Raw genomic sequence first — 19,566 nt, forward strand, 5'->3', positions numbered from 1 at the left:
GCTATCCCTGCTTCCTGATGAAAATGACGGTCGACAGCGGCGGCAGCGTCAGGGCCAGCGACTGCGCCTGGCCGTGCGCCGGCACGGGGTCGGCGCTGACCTGGCCGGCATTGCCGAGGTTGCTGCCGCCATAGGCCGCGGCGTCGGTGTTGAGGGCTTCTTCCCAGGTGCCGCCTTCGGCCACGCCGATGCGGTAGTCGTGGCGCGGCACCGGCGTCATGTTGCAGACGGCCAGCACGTCGGGCGCGTTGGGACTCATGCGCACGAAGGCGAACACGCTGTTCGCGCTGTCGTCGCCGACCACCCAGCGGAAGCCGGACGGCTGGCAGTCGCTTTCGTGCAGCGCCGGTTCGGCCACGTAGAAATGGTTGAGGTCGCGCACCAGGCGCTGGATGCCGCGATGGCGCGGATCGTCGAGCAGATGCCATTCGGGCGAGGCGTCGTGGTTCCACTCGCCGAGCTGGCCGAACTCGCAACCCATGAACAGCAGTTTCTTGCCCGGATGCGTCCACATGAAGCCGAGGTAGGCGCGCAGGTTGGCGAGCTTCTGCCAGTCGTCGCCCGGCATTTTGCCGAGCAGCGAGCCCTTGCCGTGCACCACTTCGTCGTGTGAGATCGGCAGCACGAAGTGTTCGGAATACGCATAGACCATGCCGAAGGTCATGTCGTTGTGGTGATGGCGGCGGTGCACCGGGTCGTGCGCCATGTAGCGCAACGTGTCGTGCATCCAGCCCATGTTCCACTTGTATGCAAAGCCGAGGCCGTTGTCCTTGACGGCGCCGGTCACGCCGGGCCAGGCCGTTGACTCTTCCGCGATCACCAGTGCGCCCGGGCAGCGCTCGGCCACCGCTTCGTTGAGTTCCTTGAGGAAGGCGACGGCTTCGAGGTTCTCGCGTCCGCCGTGGATGTTGGGCACCCACTCGCCTTCCTTGCGGCTGTAGTCGCGATAGAGCATGGAAGCCACCGCATCGACGCGCAGGCCGTCGACGTGGAAATGTTCGAGCCATTCGAGCGCGGAAGCGATCAGGAAGCCGCGCACCTCGTTGCGGCCGAAGTTGTAGATCAGCGTGTTCCAGTCCTGGTGGAAGCCTTCGCGGGGATCGGCGTGTTCGTAGAGATGCGTGCCGTCGAACTGGGCGAGGCCGTGCGCATCCGACGGGAAGTGCGCGGGCACCCAGTCGAGGATGACGCCGAGCCCGGCGTTGTGGCAGCGGTCGACGAAGCTGGCGAAGGCGGCCGGCGTGCCGAAGCGCGCGCTCGGCGCGAACTGCGACAGCGGCTGGTAGCCCCACGAGCCGGCGAACGGATGCTCCATGATCGGCAGGAATTCCAGGTGCGTGAAACCCATGCCGAGCGCATACGGAATCAGGCGGTCGCCGAGTTCGTGCCAGTCGAGATTGCGGTTGCCGTCCTCGAGCACGCGCAGCCACGAGCCGGCATGGACTTCATAGACGGCCATCGGCGCGGCGCACGGGCGCAGTTCGTTGCGCGTCTTCATCCACGTTTCGTCGCTCCAGCGGAACGGCGTGGCAGGGGCCACCACCGAGCCGGTCGCCGGCGGCAGTTCGGTGGCGCGCGCCACCGGGTCGGCCTTCAGCGGCAGCAGGCGGCCGTCGAGGTCCAGCAGTTCGTACTTGTAGCGCTCGCCGGCGCCCAGGCGCGGGATGAACAGTTCCCACACGCCGGCCTGCTGACGCAGGCGCATCGGATGGCGGCGGCCGTCCCAGCCGTTGAAGTCGCCGACCACCGAGACGCGCCGCGCATTGGGCGCCCAGACCGCGAAGCGCGTCCCTTCGACGCCGTCGATGTTCATCGGGATCGCACCGAGGCAGCGGCCGAGTTCGCGGTGCCGGCCTTCGGCGATCAGGTGCAGGTCGAGTTCGCCCAACAGCAGGCCGAAGGCATAGGGGTCCTCGGTTTCCTGCACGGTGTCGCCGTCGGCGCCGGGCCACGCGATGTCCAGCGTGTAGCCACTGGCCGCCTGTTTCGCCGGCAGATGGCCTATAGGCAGATGGCCAATGAACAGGCCGCTGTGTTCGTGCTGCGCCAGTTCGACCGATTCCTTGCCGCAGCGCGCGTGGACTGCGCGTGCGCCAGGCTGGAAGGTGCGCACCACGGTGTGGCGGCCGTCGGCATGCGGGCCGAGAAAGGCGAACGGATCGCCGAGCCGACCCTTCAGCAGGGCATCCTGCTGCGCCGGGAGCGAACTTGCGGATGAAACGGATACTTCGGACATCGTCAGCCTTTTTGTTGTTGTGCGGGTGTCAGCAGCCGTGCCGCCAGCGCGTTCAGGCCGCGCAGCGGCACCACCAGCCATGCCGGGCGGTTGGCGGCTTCGTAGCAGATTTCATAGGTGGCCTTCTCGAGCGTGAAGAGGTCGAGCAGGGCATCGGCTGCCGTGCTGTCGGGCGCCAGTGCGCGATAGGCGCGCAGGAAGGCCTCGCGTGATTCGGGCACATAGCGTTCGAGCAGCCGCTGGCGATGCGCGATCGCCTGTTCGCTGAGATCGGACGGTCCGCTGTTGGCGGAGAAGTAGGCGGCGTAGTCGTAGGAGCGGATCAGGCCGGCGACGTCGCGCCACGGGCTGTTCTTTTCGCGCCGTTCTTCCAGCGTGCGCGCCGGTTCGCCCTCGAAGTCGACCAGATAGACGTCGCCGGACGCCACCAGCACCTGACCCAGATGCAGGTCGCCGTGGATGCGTGTGCGCAGCGCGCCGACCGCGCCGGCTGCCAGACGGTCGATCAGCGCCTCGAGCCCGCCTTTCTGCAGTTGCAGGCGCGCCGCCATCTCGCGAATCTCGCTGTTGTCGCTGTCGTTGTGCTGCAGCACGGAAAACGCCTTGTCGAGCTGTGCCTTGACCTGTTCCGCCAGATGCGCGCAGTCGGCCTCGCTCGCACGTTCGGGTGCAAAGGCCGGATCGTCCGACGGCTGCGCCAGCACCGCATGCAGTTCGGCCAGCCGCGTGCCGAGCTTGTCGGCGAAGTGCAGCAGGTCGAGGATGGGATCGGCCATGTCGGCCATGGCCGGCGCATCGGTACCGGTGTCGTCCGACTGCTGCGCGGCGCGTGCCAGCGTGTCGAGCGTCCAGCGCCAGGCGTCGCCCTGGCTGTGGATGAAGCGCTGCAGCACGATCAGCGTGTGCGGCGTGCCGTCGGCAGCGATGCGCGTCATGTCGCCCAGCATCATCGGCGCGTTGCGGTAGCCGCGCGCGGTCAGCACGCGGCCGACCTCGAGTTCGGGATGGATGCCGGCCGTCAGGTGGCGGATCACCTTGACGACCACGGTATCGGCGATGGTCAGCGAGCTGTTCGACTGCTCGACGGTCATGCGGCGGATATCGGCGTCTTCCGGCAGTTCGATGTCGGCCAGCGCATCGGTCTTGCTGCAGCGGATGATGCCGTCGGCGGTCTCGATACTGGCTTCCTCGGCGATCAGTTCGAACACGCGTTTGGCGAAATTGTCGAGCGCGAAGGCATCGGTCAGCATGCCGACATGGCGTTCGCGCCGGACGCGCGCCAGTGCCAGTTGCTGCGGCAGGCTGGAGCCGCCTTCTTCCTCGGCCAGCACGCCGAGCGGCAGGAAGTAGCGCTCTTCGCCGCCGGTGTCGGTGGTCACGAGTTCGGTCAGCATCATCGGCAGCATGCCGGGTTTGAGCGGGAACGAGGTGGCGAGCGCGATCTGCACCGAGTCCAGCTTCTGCTGCTTGCCGGCGTACCAGCGGCGCAGTTGCAGGTATTGCGGCAGCGTGACTTTCTCGAGCGTCTCGCGCGCGGCGCCGCGCAGCAGGTCGGGCGCGCCGTTGGGCAGCACCAGCGTCTGGTAGTCGGGCAGCGGCGCCGACGGCTGCACGTACCAGGCCGGCATGCTGGTTTCGGTCACCAGCATGAACCAGTAAAAGCCGAACGGCGGCAGCGTCAGCAGGTAGGTCAGTTGACCGATCGGCGGGAAGGCGACGCCGCCCAGCATCTCGACCGGGATGCGGCCGGCGAACTGCGAGAGGTCGATCTCGACCGCCTGCGAGGCATGCGAGACGTTGGCCACGCATAGGATGGTCTCGCTGTTGCCTTCGGCATCCGTGTACTCGCGCAGATAGGCGAGGATGCGGCGGTTGTCGGGATAGATGAGCTTGAGGCTGCCGCGGCCGAAGGCGTGGTGCTTGCTGCGCACCTGCAGCAGGCGGCGCATCCAGTTCAGCGGCGAATACGGGTCTTCGTGCTGCGCCTCGACGTTGATCGCCTGGTAGCCGTACAGCGGGTCCTGGATCGCCGGCAGCACCAGGCTGGCCGGATTGGCTCGCGAAAAGCCGCCGTTGCGGTCCGGCGTCCATTGCATCGGCGTGCGCACGCCGTCGCGGTCGCCGAGGTGGATGTTGTCGCCCATGCCGATTTCGTCGCCGTAATAGATGACGGGTGTGCCGGGCATGGAGAGCAGGAAGCTGTTGAGCAGTTCGACGCGGCGGCGGTCGCGTTCGAGCAGCGGCGCCAGGCGACGGCGGATGCCGAGGTTGATGCGTGCGCGCTTGTCCGACGCATAGTGGTTCCACAGGTAGTCGCGCTCGCGCTCGGTCACCATCTCGAGCGTCAGTTCGTCGTGGTTGCGCAGGAAGATCGCCCACTGGCAGCTCGGCGGAATGTCGGGTGTCTGGCGCAGGATGTCGGTGATCGGAAAGCGGTCTTCCTGCGCCAGCGCCATGTACATGCGCGGCATCAGCGGGAAGTGGAAGGCCATGTGGCATTCGTCCTCGTCGCCGAAGTATTGCTGCACGTCCTCCGGCCACATGTTGGCTTCGGCCAGCAGCATGCGGTCGGGGAAATCGGCATCGAGCCGGGCGCGGATCTTCTTCAGGATCGCGTGCGTCTCCGGCAGGTTTTCGTTGCTGGTTCCGTCGCGTTCGATCAGGTAGGGCACGGCATCCAGCCGCAGGCCATCGACGCCGAGATCGAGCCAGTAGCCCATGACTTCGAGCACGGCATCGAGCACCGCCGGATTGTCGAAATTGAGGTCGGGCTGGTGCGAATAGAAGCGGTGCCAGAAATACTGTTCGGCGACCGGGTCCCAGGTCCAGTTCGATTTCTCGGTATCGAGGAAGATGATGCGCGTGCCGGCATAGCCTTCGTCCGAATCGGACCAGACGTAGAAGTCGCGCTCGGGCGAGCCCTTGGGCGCATTGCGCGCGCGCTGGAACCAAGGATGCTGGTCCGACGTGTGGTTGACGACCAGCTCGGTGATCACGCGCAGGCCGCGCGCATGCGCCTCCTCGATGAAGCGGCGCGCATCGTCCATGGTGCCGTAGTCGGGATGCACGCCGATATAGGCCGCGATGTCGTAGCCGTCGTCGCGGCGCGGCGACGGATAGAAGGGCAGCAGCCAGATCGTGTTGACGCCGAGCGTGGCGATGTAGTCGAGCTTTTCGATCAGGCCGGCGAAATCGCCGACGCCGTCGTTGTTGGCGTCAAAGAAGGATTTGACGTGCAGCTGATAGATGACCGCATCCTTGTACCACAGCGGGTCCTCGCTGAAGCTGGCCGAGGGCTTGGCGATGTCGTGTTCTGCAATCTGCGCGGTCAACGGATTGGTCATGGGCTGCCTTCATCTCCTTTTGTTCAAGCGATTGCCTGGCCGGCTGGGCGCACGCGCCAGATGGCAAACGGCAATTGCTGCGGATCGAGGTGAATCCGCTGCTGCCTGCCGCGCCAGGCAAACCGGCTTTCGCTCATCAGTTCCTCCACCTGTACTTCGGCATCGTCGTGCAGGCCGAAGCGCCACAGCGGCAGGTCGATCGTCGCTTCGTGCGCGGCGAACGGATCGAGATTGATCGCCACCAGCAGCGTGTTGTCGCCGAAGCGGTCGGCCGCCGCGCCGCGCACCGACTTGGAGAAATACAGGATGTGTTCGTCGGATGCATCGTGGAAACGCACGTTCAGATGCGTGTGCAGCGCCGGATTGCCGCTGCGGATGCGGTTGAGCTGGCCGACCTCGTGCACGATGTTGCCGGGCCGCTGCCAGTCCCAGGCGCGGATCTCGTATTTCTCCGAATCCAGATATTCCTCCTTTCCTGTGACAGCCTGCGCCTCGCACAGTTCGAAACCGCTGTAGACGCCCCACAGGCCCGACAGCGTGGCGGCCAGCGCGGCGCGGATCAGGAAGCCCGGGCGGCCCGAGCGCTGCAGGAAGAAGGGATTGATGTCCGGCGTGTTGACGAAGAAGTGCGGGCGGAAGAAGTCGCGCGGCGGACCCTGCGTCAGTTCGGTCAGGTAATCGATGAATTCCTGCTTGTTATGGCGCCACGTGAAATACGTGTACGACTGCGAAAAGCCGACCTTGGCGAGCCGGTACATCGGCTTGGGCCGCGTGAAGGCTTCCGACAGGAAGATCACGTCCGGATGGCGCGCGCGCACGTCGCCGATCATCCATTCCCAGAACGGCAGCGGCTTGGTGTGCGGATTATCGACACGGAACACGCGCACGCCTTCGCGCACCCACATCAGCACCACGTCGCGCAGCGCGAGCCACAGGTCCGGCACCGCATCCGCCGCATAGAAATCGACGTTGACGATGTCCTCGTATTTCTTCGGCGGGTTTTCCGCGTAGCGGATCGAGCCGTCGGGCCGCCACGCGAACCATTCGGGATGCTCGGCCAGCCACGGGTGGTCGGGCGAGCACTGGATCGCGAAGTCGAGCGCGATCTCGAGTCCATGCGCATGCGCGACTTCCTGCATGCGACGGAAATCGGCCAGCGTGCCGAGCTGCGGATGCACGGCATCGTGGCCGCCGTCGGCCGAACCGATCGCGTACGGACTGCCCGGATCGTCGGGTGTCGGCGTCAGCGTATTGTTCTTGCCCTTCTTGTTCTTGCTGCCGATCGGATGGATGGGCGGAAAGTAGAGCGTGTCGAAGCCCATGTCGCGCACCGCCGGAATGCGCGCGATGACGTCGTCGAAGGTGCCGTGGCGGTTGACGTCGCCGCTCTGCGAGCGCGGAAACAGTTCGTACCAGCTCGAGAATTCGGCGGCGCGGCGTTCGACGTCGATGCGGTACTCGTCGCTGCGGGCGATGAATGCGCGCAGATCGGCGTCGCGCATCAGCTGCGCGGTGTCCTCGGACAGCAGCAGCGCGATCGCGGCGACGCGATCCTCGTCGGCCATGTTCTTTTTCTTCGCCGCCTTTGGCAGCTGCTTGAGCAATTTTTTCAGCGCGGCGGTCTGCCTGCCTTCTTCTTCCTGGTTGGCAAGTGTCTTCTCGACCAGCAGCCGGCCTTCCTGCAGTTCGAGCGACACGTCGAGCCCGGCGCGCACCTTCTTGTCGAGTTCGTCGCGATAGCTGGCAAAGTCGTCGCGCCATGCCTCGACCGCGAACAGATGGCGGCCGATGCGCTGCAGCGGCAGCACCGCGTGCCAGCGGTCGTTGACGGTGTGCTGCATGGGCACGCGCCGCCATTGCTTGTCGTCGGCGGCGCGCCACAGCACGGCGGCTGCCAGCTTGTCGTGGCCGTCGCTGAAGATGTCGGCCTCGACCTCGATCAGGCTGCCGGCGATGCGCTTGGCCGGAAAGCGGCCGTCGTCGACGACCGGTGTGACCTGTTCGATGGCAATGCGCGGATTCCTGGCGGCGCGCGTGGCGGCTGCCTTGCCGCCGGCCGGCAGCAGGATCGGCCGCAGCGTATGCAGACGCAGTGTCTGCACCTCACCCGCAGCCAGCGTAGGGACGGGTTCGTCGGCGCAGGCCCAGCCGCTGGTGCACTCGCGCAGCAGCGGCGCCGTCAGCGCATGCGGATGATGCAGATCGGCATTGATGACGATCAGTTCCGCTTCGCGCGCGCCGGGTTCGGCCCGCAACAGCAGGGCGAGATCGGCATGCGGCGCGGAGGCGAGCTGCAGCATGCCATGCGGCATCTTGCGAGCGGCAAGTTCGCGATTGACTGCGCGGACTTCCTGCGAGAGGTCGCAGTATGGCTGCTGCATCCATTGCAGATCGCGAGGCAGCTCGGTCAGCACGGTACCGCTGGCGTGTTCGAAGCCGGCGCACAGCAGGATGCCGTCGCCGGTGGCGGCCGCGCTCAACAGCGCGCGGCGATAGGCACGCCGGGCGCTTGCTGCGTCGTCCAGATGCAGGCGATGCAGCAGGCGCGGACCGGCCGGGTCTTCCGGAGCGACGAGCACCGGTGCAATCGCCGCCAGCCGCTGGTGTTCCTCGACGTACCAGCCGGCGCGGCAGTCCCACCAAGCGTCCGAGGCGAACGCGCCGTCGAAGCCGCAGTCGCGCAGGTCGTGAAGACGATCGCCGGGCACGCCGGGTGTCCATGCGAGAAACACGCTCTGCGGATGGACCGCACGCGTATCGGCAATCAGGGTTTGCCATAGCCATGGCGCGACACGTGCCAGCGAGAGGCAGCGAAAGCCGGCCACGCCTGCTTCCAGCCATTGCGCGAGCTGCTGTTTCCAGTAGCGGTGCGCAAGCTCGAGGCCGGCGGCGTCGAGCCGCAGCAGCGCATGGTCGGACCTGTCGGGTGCGTGCTGAAAGCGCGGATCGGGCAGCTCCTGCGGATCGTGCGCGGTGGAATAGAACTGCGCCGCCTGTTGCGCATGCAACGGATGGGTGCGCGGCAGGCGGTCGAGTTCGAGGTCGAACAGCAGGCGCAGGCCGGCATCCCGGCAGGCCTTGGCGAGGCGGCCAACGGTGTCGTCGCAGTCGGTGCCCGCGACCGGCAGCACAATGGCGGCGCAATCGGTCAGCAGCAGCGAATCGAAGCCGAGGCCGGCGACGTGCGCGAGAAGGTGCGGCCAGCCGTCGGCACGGGCGAGGGAGGCGGCGGCAATGCAATAGAGGCGCGGCGCACGGGCGCGCGCGGCGGTGTGGCTAGGCATGGTCAGGACACGTGACGATTGGAGTGACCGCAGTCGGGGCGACCGCAGCGGGATGCGGCGCCGTCGATCCGGAATGGAGCCGGCCGAACGAAAAGAGACGGGCTGACCCGTCTCCAACAATCACCCGGTACGGCAAGGCATGCGGTGGAAACGCCATGCGTTCCCCTCATGCCGTCATCTGCAGCAGCGACGGATTCACCAGCGGGGTGGTAGTGCGGGGCTTGAGCAGGTCTCGAAACAGCACCCGCGCACTCGCCGGCGCGATCTGCGCATAGAGACGCACATAGGCCGCGGCCGGACCGTTCCACGAGTAGTCGCCGGCCATCGCGTTGCGCTGCATGGCCTGCCAGGCGGTTGGCCTGGCGTACAGCGCCAGCGCGCGTGCCACGGCGTGTTCGAGATCGGCCGGCGCTTCGCCGGTGAACAGGATGCCGTTGGCACCGGCCGCGATGTCGGCACCTTCGCCGGCATCGATGACGGTGTCGCACAGGCCGCCGACGCCGGATGCGACCGGGATCGTGCCGTACAGCATGGCATAGATCGGCGTCAGGCCGAACGGCTCGAAGCGGGTCGGATGCAGCAGGATGTCGGCGCCTGCGTGCAGCGCATGCGCGCGCTGCTCGTCGTAGCCGATGTGCACGCCGACGCGATCCGGATGCGCGGCGGCGAATTGCAGGAAGCGCTCCTCGTACTGCGGTTCGCCGCAGCCGTGGATGGCAATCTGCAGATGCGGATGCTGTTCGAGCAGTTGCGGCAGCGCGTCGAGGATCACGTCGGCCATCTTCTGGTGCGTGATGCGGCTGCCCACCGCCAGCAGCGGCGTGAACTGCTGTACCGGCAGGTTGAACAGGCGCTGCAGCTCGCGCTTGCAGGCAGCCTTGCCACCCATGTTGTCGAGGTTGAAGTTGCGCTTGATGCGGCGGTCGGTGGCCGGGTTCCAGGTGTCGAGGTCGACGCCGTTGGGAATCGCGCTCAGCATGTGCTTGCGGCGATTCAGGATGTCCTGCATGCCATAGCCGAGTTCGCCGAGGATTTCCTGCGCGTAGGTCTTGCTGACGGTGGTGATCGCGTCAGACCAGGCGATGCCGGCTTTCAGGTAACTCATCTTGCCCCAGAATTCCATGCCGTCGGCCGTGATCATGTCGGCCGGGATGCCGATCTGTTCAGCCTTGTCGAGCGGGAAATTACCCTGGAAGGCGAGGTTGTGGATGGTCAGCACGCTGCCGACGTTGGTGATGTTCTCCCGTTTCAGCAGCGCCGGGATCAGGCCCGCGTGCCAGTCGTTGGCCTGCACCACGTGCGGTACCGGATACGGCGTCTTGCCGGCGCACACGCGTACCGCCGCATGCGCGAGCGAGGCGAAGGCAATCGCGTTGTCGTCGAGTTCCTGGCCGTTGCGATCCACGTAGGGATTGGCGGTACGGCTGTCGAACAGCGGCGAACGTACCAGCAGCAGCTTCACGCCGGAATCCGGCATGCTGCCTTGCAGCAGCTCGGCGTCGCCGCCGGGCAGGCCCGGCAGGTCGGCGATTTTCGTCAGCTTGGTGGCACCGGCGATGGCGGCCGGATAGCCGGGCATCATGATGGTGGCATCCACCCGCAGCGCCGACAGGCTCGCGGCCAGCGCGCCGATGACGTCGGCCAGGCCGCCGGTCTTGACAAGGGGAACGGCTTCGGAGGTGACGAGAAGAACACGTGGTTGTGACATTTACTTCTCCTAGGTAAATGCGGCGGCTTTTGGCGTGCTGCATGCGGTCGTTTGGTTGCTGAGTACCTTACCGAATCCTGACGAAATATCGAATCAGACACCGCCTCGACTATTTGTAAGAAAACGTTACCGACGTAACATTTGGAGAGGCTTTACTTAGTGATAGCACATTGCCTGCGAGAAGTCGCTTGCGCAACATGATATTTCCTCATGCGGTTATTACTGGAATACATGTTGCCGGGTCATTGCGCATTGGCATCCAAGTAGGAAGATAGCAAGGCCTGTGCCCGGGATTTGCACGCAGCTAGTGCGTCGGGGTGCCAATGCGGTGCGCCGCTCAGAGCGGCACTTGCCATACTGCATCTTCCGCTGCCACGAAGATGCGCTCTCCTGCCTGCGGCGAGATGGAAAAGCCGCCGGTGAACGCGCCGAACGACGGCAGCGCCATGCCGTGCGGACCGATCACGAAGCGGGGCCGGAAGTCGCCGAAGAACAGGATTCCACGGGCCGTGCGTGTCGGCCAGCGCCGTCAGTCTCTGCAGGTTGTCGCCGGTGGTCCGCCGCAGTATTGCGTCGCAATGCGCGCGCCTGCTGTCTGTACGCGCATTAACAGAGCGCGTGTTCCCCTTGTTGTCTCTTCCTGCCGAACTTAAGCGCGCGCGGCCCTGTCACATTGGCACCCCGAACCCTGCCGGAAGCTGCCGATGAAGCCCTTTCTCCGCGATGCGCGTGCCTGCCGTTCCGCCGATTTTCCCTCTGTTTTTCCTTCCGTTTCCGCGATGGCCGTGCTGTCGCGCAGCGCGCTCGGCGGCGCGGTGCTGGCTGCTTTCGCCTTCGAGGCGCACGCGCAACAGTCCGAGCAGCAGTTGCAGGAGGTGGTGGTCAGCGCCAGCCGCGCCGAGCAGGAACGCTTCGATGCGCCGGCCGCGGTCGATGTGGTGCAGGTTGACCCGTTCGCGCAGCAGTCGCCGCTGGTGAACATGTCGGAACTGCTGTCGGGCGTGCCGGGGCTGCAGGTGCGCGAGCGCCAGAACTACGCGCAGGACCTGCAGATTTCGGTGCGCGGCTTCGGCACGCGCTCGACCTTCGGCGTGCGCGGCGTGCGCATCCTGATCGACGGCATCCCGGCCACCATGCCCGACGGGCAGGGGCAGGCGGCCACCGCCAGCCTCGCCTCGGCCAGCCGCATCGAGGTGCTGCGCGGTCCGCTGGCGCAGCTCTACGGCAATGCCGCCGGCGGCGTGGTGCAGGTGTTCAGCAAGGACCCGCCGTTGCAGCCGCAGGGCGAGCTGTCGCTGGGCGCCGGTTCCGATGGTCAGCGTCAGTACGGGTTTTCGCTGGGTGGCGGCAGCGAGACGCTGGGCGCGGTGCTCGACGTCTCGCAGTATGCGACCGACGGCTACCGCGACCACAGCGCGGCGCGCCGCACCACCGTCAACGGCAAGGTGGTGGCGCGGCCGTCCGCCGACACCACCATCACCGGCATCTTCAGCAGCTTCGACCAGCCGCTGTCGCAGGACCCGCTGGGCCTGACGCGTGCGGCCTTCATGAACGACCCGCGCGGCGTGGCGCCGAATGCGCTGACCTTCGATACGCGCAAGACCATCAGCCAGTCGCAACTCGGCGTGGTGGTCGAGCATCGGCTCGGTGCGCAGGACACGCTGAACGCGCGCATCTATGGCGGCGAGCGGCAGGTGTTCCAGACGCTGGGCTTCGCCGGCGGGCCGACCTCGGCCGGTGGCGTGATCGATCTCGACCGCGGCTACGGCGGCGCCGGCGCGAGCTGGACGCACCGGCAGACGGTCAACGGCTTGCCGCTGCAATGGACGCTGGGCGCCGACTTCGATACCCAGAGCGAGCGGCGCCAGGGTTTTGACAATGCCTTCGGCACGCCGACCACGCTGCGCCGCGACGAGCGCGGCCGCGCGCGCAACCGCGATCTCTATGCGCAGGTTGACTGGACCTTCGCGCCACAGTGGCGCCTGATCGGCGGCGTGCGCAGCAGCGAGGTGCGGCTGGAAGTCGATGACGACTTCATCGCGCCCGGCAATCCCGACGACAGCGGCCGCGTCAAATACCGCGCCACCAGCCCGGTCGCCGGCCTGCTGTGGAACGTGAGCGAGCGCGTGAACCTGTACGCCAACGTCGGCAAGGGCTTCGAGACGCCGACGCTGGCCGAGGCCGCCTACCGCGCCGGCGGCACCGGACCCAACCTCGACCTGGAAGCTTCGACCAGCGTGCAGGGCGAGATCGGCGCGCGCATCAAGGGCGAGCGGCATGCGCTCGACCTGGCGCTGTTCCAGTCGCGCAGCAAGAACGAGATCGTGCCGCAGCAGACCGTGGGCGGCCGCTCGATCTTCCAGAACGTCGATGGCGTGCGCCGGCGCGGCGTGGAAGCGGCATGGCGCGCCGAGTGGGATGCGCGCTGGTCGTCGCAGCTTTCCTATACCTGGCTCGACGCACAGTTCCGCCGCGCCTTCGGCAATGCCGGCGGCACGGTGGCGGCCGGCAACCGCCTGCCGGGCGCGGCCGAACACAGCCTGTACGGCGAGCTGCAATACCGCTGGAACGAGAAGCTGTCGAGCGCGCTCGAGATGAGCGCCAGCAGCCGGACCTGGGTCAACGACGTCAACAGCGAGGCGGCGCCCGGCTATGCGGTCGTCAACCTGCGCGGTGGCTACCGCTTCGATGCCGGGCCGGCGAAGATGATGCTGTTCGGTCGCATCGACAACGTCTTCGACCGCGCATACGCGGGCTCGGTCATCGTCAACGACGGCAACGGGCGCTTCTACGAACCGGCGCCGGGACGGCGGCTGTTCGTCGGCCTGCGCACGGCGTTCTGAGACGCTGCCCCGGAATCGTGCCGAACCGCGCGGATTCGCATGGAATGTGGGCTAGCGCACCGATGCATGACGCCTGCGCGGCGATAGTGGACGAGCGTAAAGGCCGCATCGCGATCATTCGAGACGCGGCCGCCGGCATCGACGATGCCCGCATTCTGAAAGGAGAAGCGACATGAACAAGGATCAAGTCAAAGGTTCCATCAAGGACGCGGCCGGCAAGGTGCAGCGCGAAGCCGGCAAGATCACCGGCAGCAAGGAGCAGCAAGTCAAGGGCGCTGCCCGCCAGGCCGAAGGCAAGGCGCAGAAGTCCTTTGGCAATGCCAAGGAACAGATGAAGAAATAAGCTGTTCCATGACGGCAGAAGGCCCTCCATCGGAGGGCCTTTTTTGTGTTTGCTGCATCGTTGTTGCCGATGATAAATGTGGTTTATCAATCGATAGAAACGCCTGCCTTTCCAAGGCAGCCAGCCGGTTTTACACTGCGCCCTTCTCGTTCATCGGCCGCCCTGTGCGGCTTCACCAGCAGAGGAGTCAGGCAGTGTCCGCGCCCATCGAATACAACGGATTCAAGGTTGTCGTCACCGTGGTCAGGGAGACCAGAGAGCACGCGCCGGGCGTCGCCACGCGCGGCTGGCGCGGCCGCTTCGGTTTCTGGAAGGACGACGGCTCGGAACCGTTCACGGGCACCATCAGCCGCCCCGAGCCGCACCCGGACGACGCGCGCCGCAAGACGCTGCGCATCGCCAAGTCCATCATCGATGCCGAAAGCCGTCACCTGCGGTCCGCCACGCCATCCGCGCTGGAGTTTCTGGCGCGTCATTGAAATTCCGCCAAGCCATTGATATTTCACGTGATATTGGCGTCCGGCGTATAATGTCGGCTGTTCTGTCGAGTGCGTAGTTTTGTGTGACAGCGCGGCCGAGAAATCTCCCCTCCCATGCGGCGGCCGTCCGCACATCCGCCTCGTCGCATCCGTCCGATTTTCCAGCTCATTCACCATTGTCGAAAGAGTCAGGTTTTGCGGGATTCGTCATGAAGCCGACACATGCGCGTGCTTCCATGGCCGTATCCCGACCTGCCAGCAAACATGTCCGATATCCAGACTGCCACTCCCTCCACCGCGTCCGAGGCTGCGCCTGCCGCCATCCGCTTCGAGGATTTCGGCCTGGCGCCGCAGATCCTGCGGGCGCTCGGCGACCAGGGTTACGTGCACCCGACGCCGATCCAGGCCGAGGCGATTCCCGTCGTCCTCAAGGGACGCGACGTGATGGGTGCGGCGCAGACCGGCACCGGCAAGACGGCCGGCTTTTCGCTGCCCATCATCCAGTTGCTGCTGGCGCACGCCAACACCAGCATGTCGCCGGCGCGCCATCCGGTGCGCGCGCTGATCCTGACGCCCACGCGCGAGCTGGCCGACCAGGTGGCCGAGAACGTGAAGGCCTATGCCCAGCATACGCCGCTGCGTTCGACGGTGGTGTTTGGCGGCATGGACATGAAGCCGCAGACTGTGATCCTGAAAGGTGGCGTTGAAATCGTCATCGCCACGCCAGGCCGCCTGCTGGACCACGTGGAACAGAAAAACATCAACCTCGGCCAAGTGCAGATGCTGGTCATGGACGAAGCCGACCGCATGCTTGACATGGGCTTCCTGCCGGACCTGCAGCGCATCATCAACCTGCTGCCCAAGCAGCGTCAGAACCTGATGTTCTCGGCCACCTTTTCGCCGGAGATCAAGAAACTCGCCGGCAGCTTCCTCAAGAACCCGGTCACCATCGAAGTCGCGCGCAGCAACGCCACCAACGAGAACGTCACGCAGATCATCTACAAGGTCGAGGAAAACGCCAAGAGCGATGCGGTCTCGCACATCATCCGCGAGCGTGGCCTGAAGCAGGTCATCGTCTTCTCCAACACCAAGATCGGCGCTTCGCGCGTGGCGCGCCAGCTGATCAGCGAAGGCGTCAAGGCATCCGCGATCCATGGCGACAAGTCGCAGGGCGAGCGCATGCAGGCGCTCGAACAGTTCAAGAACGGCGAGGTGGAAGTGCTGGTCGCGACCGACGTCGCCGCGCGCGGCCTCGACATCGCCGAACTGCCGTGCGTCATCAACTACGACCTGCCGTACAACGCCGAGGACTACGTGCACCGCATCGGCCGCACCGGCCGCGCCGGCGCCAAGGGCGATGCGATCTCGTTCTATGCCGAGAAGGATGCGCGCCTGCTGCAGGACATCGAAAAGCTGACCAAGCAGAAGTTCGTGCCGGCCGAGCTGCAGGGCATGGTGGTGCGCGGTTCGCGCGAGCGTTTCTCGTCGGATCGCGGTCGCCGCGACGAAGGCCGCGGCCGCAGCGAGCGCAACGGCAGTGCGCGCGATGCGCATGCCGGTCACAGCTACACGCCGGGCGCGCGCAGCCCGTATGCAGCGCCGCGCAAGCAGGCGGTTGACCCTTTCTTCACCCAGCCTTACGAACCGTCGCAATCGCCTGCTGCGCAGGAAACGCCGGCCGATGGCAAGTCGTCCATCAAGCCGCAGAAGACCAAGGTCGCGGCCCTGCTGGGCGGCACGCCGAAGCGCTGATCTTCGTCTGCGCAATCCATGAAGAAAGGGCGCCGTCGGCGCCCTTTTCATTTTCGTCAGTCCGGCAGCCAGGCCTTGCGCCAGGCGATCAGGTGCTCGCCTTCCAGCATCCAGTCCTGCCTGACCACGCGCCGTAAGTCGTCCCCCATACGCGCCGTCGCATCGAGATCGGCAAGATGCATGCGGATCGCCTCCACCCAGTCGTGGAAGCGATTCTTCACGCGCGTCGCCGGCAGGCTGGCGTCGTGGTAGCAGCGCACGTCGCTGCAGACGACGGGGAAGCCGCAGGCGCCGTATTCGAGCAGGCGCAGATTGCTCTTGCACTGGTTGAAGAGATTGTCTTCCACCGGCGCCAGCGCGAGATCGAGGTCGAGGCTGGCAAGTTTCTGCGGGTACTGCGCGATCGGCACGCCCGCATGGTATTCATGGACATAGGGCCGCAGTTTGGGCGGGCACATGCCGAAGAACACCCAGTCAACCTCGTTTGCCAGTTCCCGCACCACGTCGGCGATCATCTCCAGGTCGCCGCCATGGCTGGCGCTGCCGGCCCAGCCGACGCGCGGCTTGGCGGACGTGCGGCGGCGGCTCTGCAGGTCGCCCCACCAGTTTACGGGCAGGTGGTTCTCGATCACGCGGATGTCCGGATGCAGGCCGGCGAAGGCTTCCTTCAACGCTTCGGTCGAGACCACGAAGCGGTCCACCGTTGCCAGACCCTGACGCAGCAGCTTGAGAACGTCACGCGACATGTCCTGCCGGTACCTGTTCTTCATCGGCAGGTTGGGCAGGTAATCGTCGAGCTCATAGACCTTGAACGCTTGCGAGAAGGCCTTGATCCGGCGCATGGCCTCGATGCGTTCCGGCGCGGTTTGCCGTTGCAGCACGATGGCATCGGGCGCATGACGTTCGAGCGCGGCCGGCAGCAGCAGGTTGGCGGTGATGGCGACGTCGATCAGGCCGGCTTCGCCCATTGCCAGCGCCGGCTGGATGACGCGGTAATGGCCGCAGCCATACACGTCGGCATGATGCGCGAGCACGGTCGGCAGCGGATGCCAGCTCTGCAGCGGCCGCCACGCCAGTTGCGGTTCGGCCAGCCGGAATGCCTGTTCCTCCTGCAGCGAGAAGCCCGGATGATAGGACGGATCGCGCGCCAGCACGGGCAGCCAGCGCGCGTACATCGCGTCTTCCTCTGCCGTGCCGGCGGCGGTGTCGAGCGGCATGTCCATCAGCAGCGTGGCGCGCGGCGTCCAGACGTTCAGATAACCGGCCTGCTGCAGCTTCAGGCACAGGTCGGCGTCGGCCCAGCGCGCCAGCAGCGCGTCTTCGTCGAAACCGCCGGCCTGCAGGAACAGTTCGCGCCGCAGCATCAGGCATTCGCCGCTGAGTGCCGCGTAGTTCTGGTCCAGCTGCAGGCGATGCATGTAGCCGTGGTCGTCGTGCGCCAGGCCCTCGAAGGCGCGGCCTATCGGGCCGTGGAGGCCGAGCAGCAGTCCGGCATGGCGGATCTTGCCGTCGGCCGATAGCAGCTTGGCGCCGACCGCGCCGACCTCGGGCCGCAGCGCATGATTGAGAAGCTGCTGCAGCCAGTCTTTGTGCAGTACGCCGGCGCCGTCTTCCAGCCACAGCAGGAAATCGCCGCGCGCCTGCTGTGCCGCCTCGTTGCGGATGCCGGAGCGTGAGCGGTTCGCATCGAAGCGCAGCACGCGCAGCTGTTCGCTGTTGAGCGCCGCGATGCCATCGAGCCAGTTGCGGATGGAAGACTCCTGATTGCCGTGATCGAGCAGCAGCACTTCGTAGTTGGCGTGACCGGTGTTTTCCAGCAGCGTCTCCAGGCAACGCTGGATTTGCGGCAGCCGGTCGCGCACCGCGATCAGGATGCTGACCGCGGGCTCTACGTCATGGCCGTAGTCGATCTGGTGGCAGCCGGACAGGTGACTGCCGACGACCGCATGTTCGTAGCCGCGCCGCTGCAGGTGACGCTGGATGACGGCCTGTCGGTGTTCGGAATGTTGCGGTTCGCCGGCTGCCTCTGCCGGGCTCGCCGTCAACAGCGGTTCGGCGATGTGCGCGACGCTGCCCAGCCCGAACTGTTCGATCAGGCGCAACTGCCAGTCGAGTTCGAAGGCCTGTCCGCAGTCGGCCGCGAAGCCGCCCTGTTCGTGCAGCGTCGCGCGGCGGAACAGCCAGTGCGCCGACATCCCGGCCGGGGAACTCAACAGCAGGTCGAGATTCATGTCCGGCCGCAGCAGCACGCCGAGTTCATCGTCGCGATGGCGGGCCAGTTCGTCCGCATATGCGGCGTGACAGGTATCGGGCAGGGTGGGCAGATCGAGCGCCGCCATCAGCAGGCCGCTCGGCAGGAACTCGCTGCCGGCCTGCGCCAGCAATACCCAGTCCGCCGCCGTTTCGGCAACGATGCGGTTGACGGTCTCCGCGCACGCATGGTCCGCGTTGAGGCGAACGATCTTCGCACGTCCTTCGAGCGCTGGCAGCGCGGACGGCGAGCATACCCATGCTTCCACGTTGCGATAGAGATTGACCTGCTCCAGGTTGTCTAGCGTACGTGTGATCGCCTCCGCTGCGCCGCTGCGGTCGAGCACCGCTACGGCAATGCGCGGTCCGCCATTCAAGGCGGCAAGCCGCTGCTCGATCAGTTGTTGCTGGGCCGGAATCGGATAGCGTGCGCCTAGCCAGCTGAACAGCGGCACGCTGCCGAGGCCGGACGCGCGATGCAGCGCGGCCAGCAGGTCCACCGGCTTGAACAGGCGCGCCTTGAGCCGCGTGATCGGCGCGACCTGGACCAACCGGTTGTCGCCGCTCGTGCGGTACCAGCCGAGATCGCGGATCGCCTGACAGAAATCAGCATGTCCTTTTTCGCCAATGCCCGGCTTGTCGCGGCCGGCTTGGCTGAACTGTTCGCGTGATACCCGAAAACGGGTAAGACGATCGGAAAGAAAAGCCAAGTCCCCGAGTTGCAGTAACTTCACATATATGGCCAAGTCCCCAACCCATGAAATCGGCTTCCCGTTGAGGAACATCAATTGCTCGCCAATAGCGAGCAGGTCATCTCGCCGACACAATACACAACTGGGCTCACCAATGAAGTTGAGCGTGTAGTCGGCGAGCAGCGACACCAGCTCGGGGCCGTTGACGAGTACATCCCCGCTGAACGGGGAACAGGTCGCCAGGATATCCGGCAATGCCTGCCCATCTTCATCAATCCGCTGCCGCCGGGCAGAGGCCAGGCGCACGTTGATATTGCCTTCCATCGCAGCGACCAAGGCAGCAACGCAACTTGGTTCCAGCACGTCATCGTCATGCAGAAACTTGACGTATTTGCCTTGGGCCAGGCTGATGGCACGAATCGTATTCCGGCGCTCGCGCAACGGACTCTCGTTTCTGGCGTAGCGGATCGGCGTGGAAGTGGCTGCCTGCTTGCTCTCCACCAGAGTGGCTATCCGATCATCCGGGCTGTCATCGCTGATGACCAGTTCCAGGTTCGGATAGGTCTGTGCGAGCGCGCTGTCCAACGCCTGTTCCAGATAGCGGAACTTGTACGCTGGGATGACAATGCTCACCA

Annotated in this window: 10 protein-coding genes; 4 read left to right on the forward strand and 6 right to left on the reverse strand. The window is 65.8% G+C overall.

Annotated elements, in window-relative coordinates:
• Position 1 precedes the first annotated feature (1 nt).
• From glgB to IEV38_RS15400, 5 genes are all read right to left on the reverse strand, one after another.
• The gene (gene glgB, locus IEV38_RS12315) at positions 2-2,236 is read right to left on the reverse strand and encodes a 1,4-alpha-glucan branching protein GlgB (RefSeq protein WP_188396522.1); all 2,235 of its coding nucleotides are present in this window, start codon (positions 2,234-2,236) and stop codon (positions 2-4) included.
• Positions 2,237-2,238: 2 nt separating this feature from the next.
• Positions 2,239-5,580 (reverse strand): maltose alpha-D-glucosyltransferase, encoded by a 3,342-nt coding sequence (gene treS / locus IEV38_RS12320; protein WP_188396523.1) that lies wholly within the window; start codon positions 5,578-5,580, stop codon positions 2,239-2,241.
• A gap of 23 nt (positions 5,581-5,603) precedes the next feature.
• The gene (locus IEV38_RS12325; RefSeq protein WP_188396524.1) at positions 5,604-8,864 is read right to left on the reverse strand and encodes a maltotransferase domain-containing protein; all 3,261 of its coding nucleotides are present in this window, start codon (positions 8,862-8,864) and stop codon (positions 5,604-5,606) included.
• Between the two features lie 166 nt (positions 8,865-9,030).
• Positions 9,031-10,572: a glycogen synthase GlgA gene (glgA, locus tag IEV38_RS12330; RefSeq protein ID WP_188396525.1), complete on the reverse strand. Its 1,542-nt coding sequence runs from the start codon at positions 10,570-10,572 to the stop codon at positions 9,031-9,033.
• Positions 10,573-10,909: 337 nt separating this feature from the next.
• Positions 10,910-11,038, reverse strand: coding sequence for a hypothetical protein (locus tag IEV38_RS15400; RefSeq protein ID WP_268234728.1), 129 nt, complete (start codon positions 11,036-11,038; stop codon positions 10,910-10,912).
• 238 nt (positions 11,039-11,276) lie between these two features.
• Here IEV38_RS15400 and IEV38_RS12335 point away from each other — a divergent pair, with 238 nt between their 5' ends.
• From IEV38_RS12335 to IEV38_RS12350, 4 genes are all read left to right on the forward strand, one after another.
• Positions 11,277-13,415, forward strand: coding sequence for a TonB-dependent receptor family protein (locus IEV38_RS12335; RefSeq protein WP_229729033.1), 2,139 nt, complete (start codon positions 11,277-11,279; stop codon positions 13,413-13,415).
• Between the two features lie 172 nt (positions 13,416-13,587).
• Positions 13,588-13,758, forward strand: coding sequence for a CsbD family protein (locus tag IEV38_RS12340; protein ID WP_188396526.1), 171 nt, complete (start codon positions 13,588-13,590; stop codon positions 13,756-13,758).
• A 194-nt stretch (positions 13,759-13,952) separates the two neighbouring features.
• Positions 13,953-14,237 carry a hypothetical protein gene (locus IEV38_RS12345; RefSeq protein WP_188396528.1) on the forward strand — a complete coding sequence of 95 codons (285 nt, stop codon included), beginning with the start codon at positions 13,953-13,955 and terminating at the stop codon, positions 14,235-14,237.
• A gap of 264 nt (positions 14,238-14,501) precedes the next feature.
• Positions 14,502-15,989 (forward strand): DEAD/DEAH box helicase, encoded by a 1,488-nt coding sequence (locus IEV38_RS12350; protein ID WP_188396530.1) that lies wholly within the window; start codon positions 14,502-14,504, stop codon positions 15,987-15,989.
• A 56-nt stretch (positions 15,990-16,045) separates the two neighbouring features.
• Here IEV38_RS12350 and IEV38_RS12355 read toward each other — a convergent pair whose 3' ends face one another.
• Complete coding sequence (locus IEV38_RS12355; RefSeq protein WP_229729034.1) at positions 16,046-19,564, reverse strand: glycosyltransferase; 3,519 nt, start codon at positions 19,562-19,564, stop codon at positions 16,046-16,048.
• Between the last annotated feature and the right edge of the window lie 2 nt (positions 19,565-19,566).

This window comes from Oxalicibacterium flavum (assembly GCF_014635065.1).
Classification (GTDB): domain Bacteria; phylum Pseudomonadota; class Gammaproteobacteria; order Burkholderiales; family Burkholderiaceae_D; genus Oxalicibacterium; species Oxalicibacterium flavum.

Excerpts from the sequence above, each read along its gene's own strand:
- glgB (WP_188396522.1), bottom strand. The coding sequence starts at position 2,236 with ATGTCCGAAGTATCCGTTTCATCCGCAAGTTCGCTCCCGGCGCAGCAG.
- treS (WP_188396523.1), bottom strand. The coding sequence starts at position 5,580 with ATGACCAATCCGTTGACCGCGCAGATTGCAGAACACGACATCGCCAAG.
- IEV38_RS12325 (WP_188396524.1), bottom strand. The coding sequence starts at position 8,864 with ATGCCTAGCCACACCGCCGCGCGCGCCCGTGCGCCGCGCCTCTATTGC.
- glgA (WP_188396525.1), bottom strand. The coding sequence starts at position 10,572 with ATGTCACAACCACGTGTTCTTCTCGTCACCTCCGAAGCCGTTCCCCTT.
- IEV38_RS12335 (WP_229729033.1), top strand. The coding sequence starts at position 11,277 with ATGAAGCCCTTTCTCCGCGATGCGCGTGCCTGCCGTTCCGCCGATTTT.
- IEV38_RS12340 (WP_188396526.1), top strand. The coding sequence starts at position 13,588 with ATGAACAAGGATCAAGTCAAAGGTTCCATCAAGGACGCGGCCGGCAAG.
- IEV38_RS12350 (WP_188396530.1), top strand. The coding sequence starts at position 14,502 with ATGTCCGATATCCAGACTGCCACTCCCTCCACCGCGTCCGAGGCTGCG.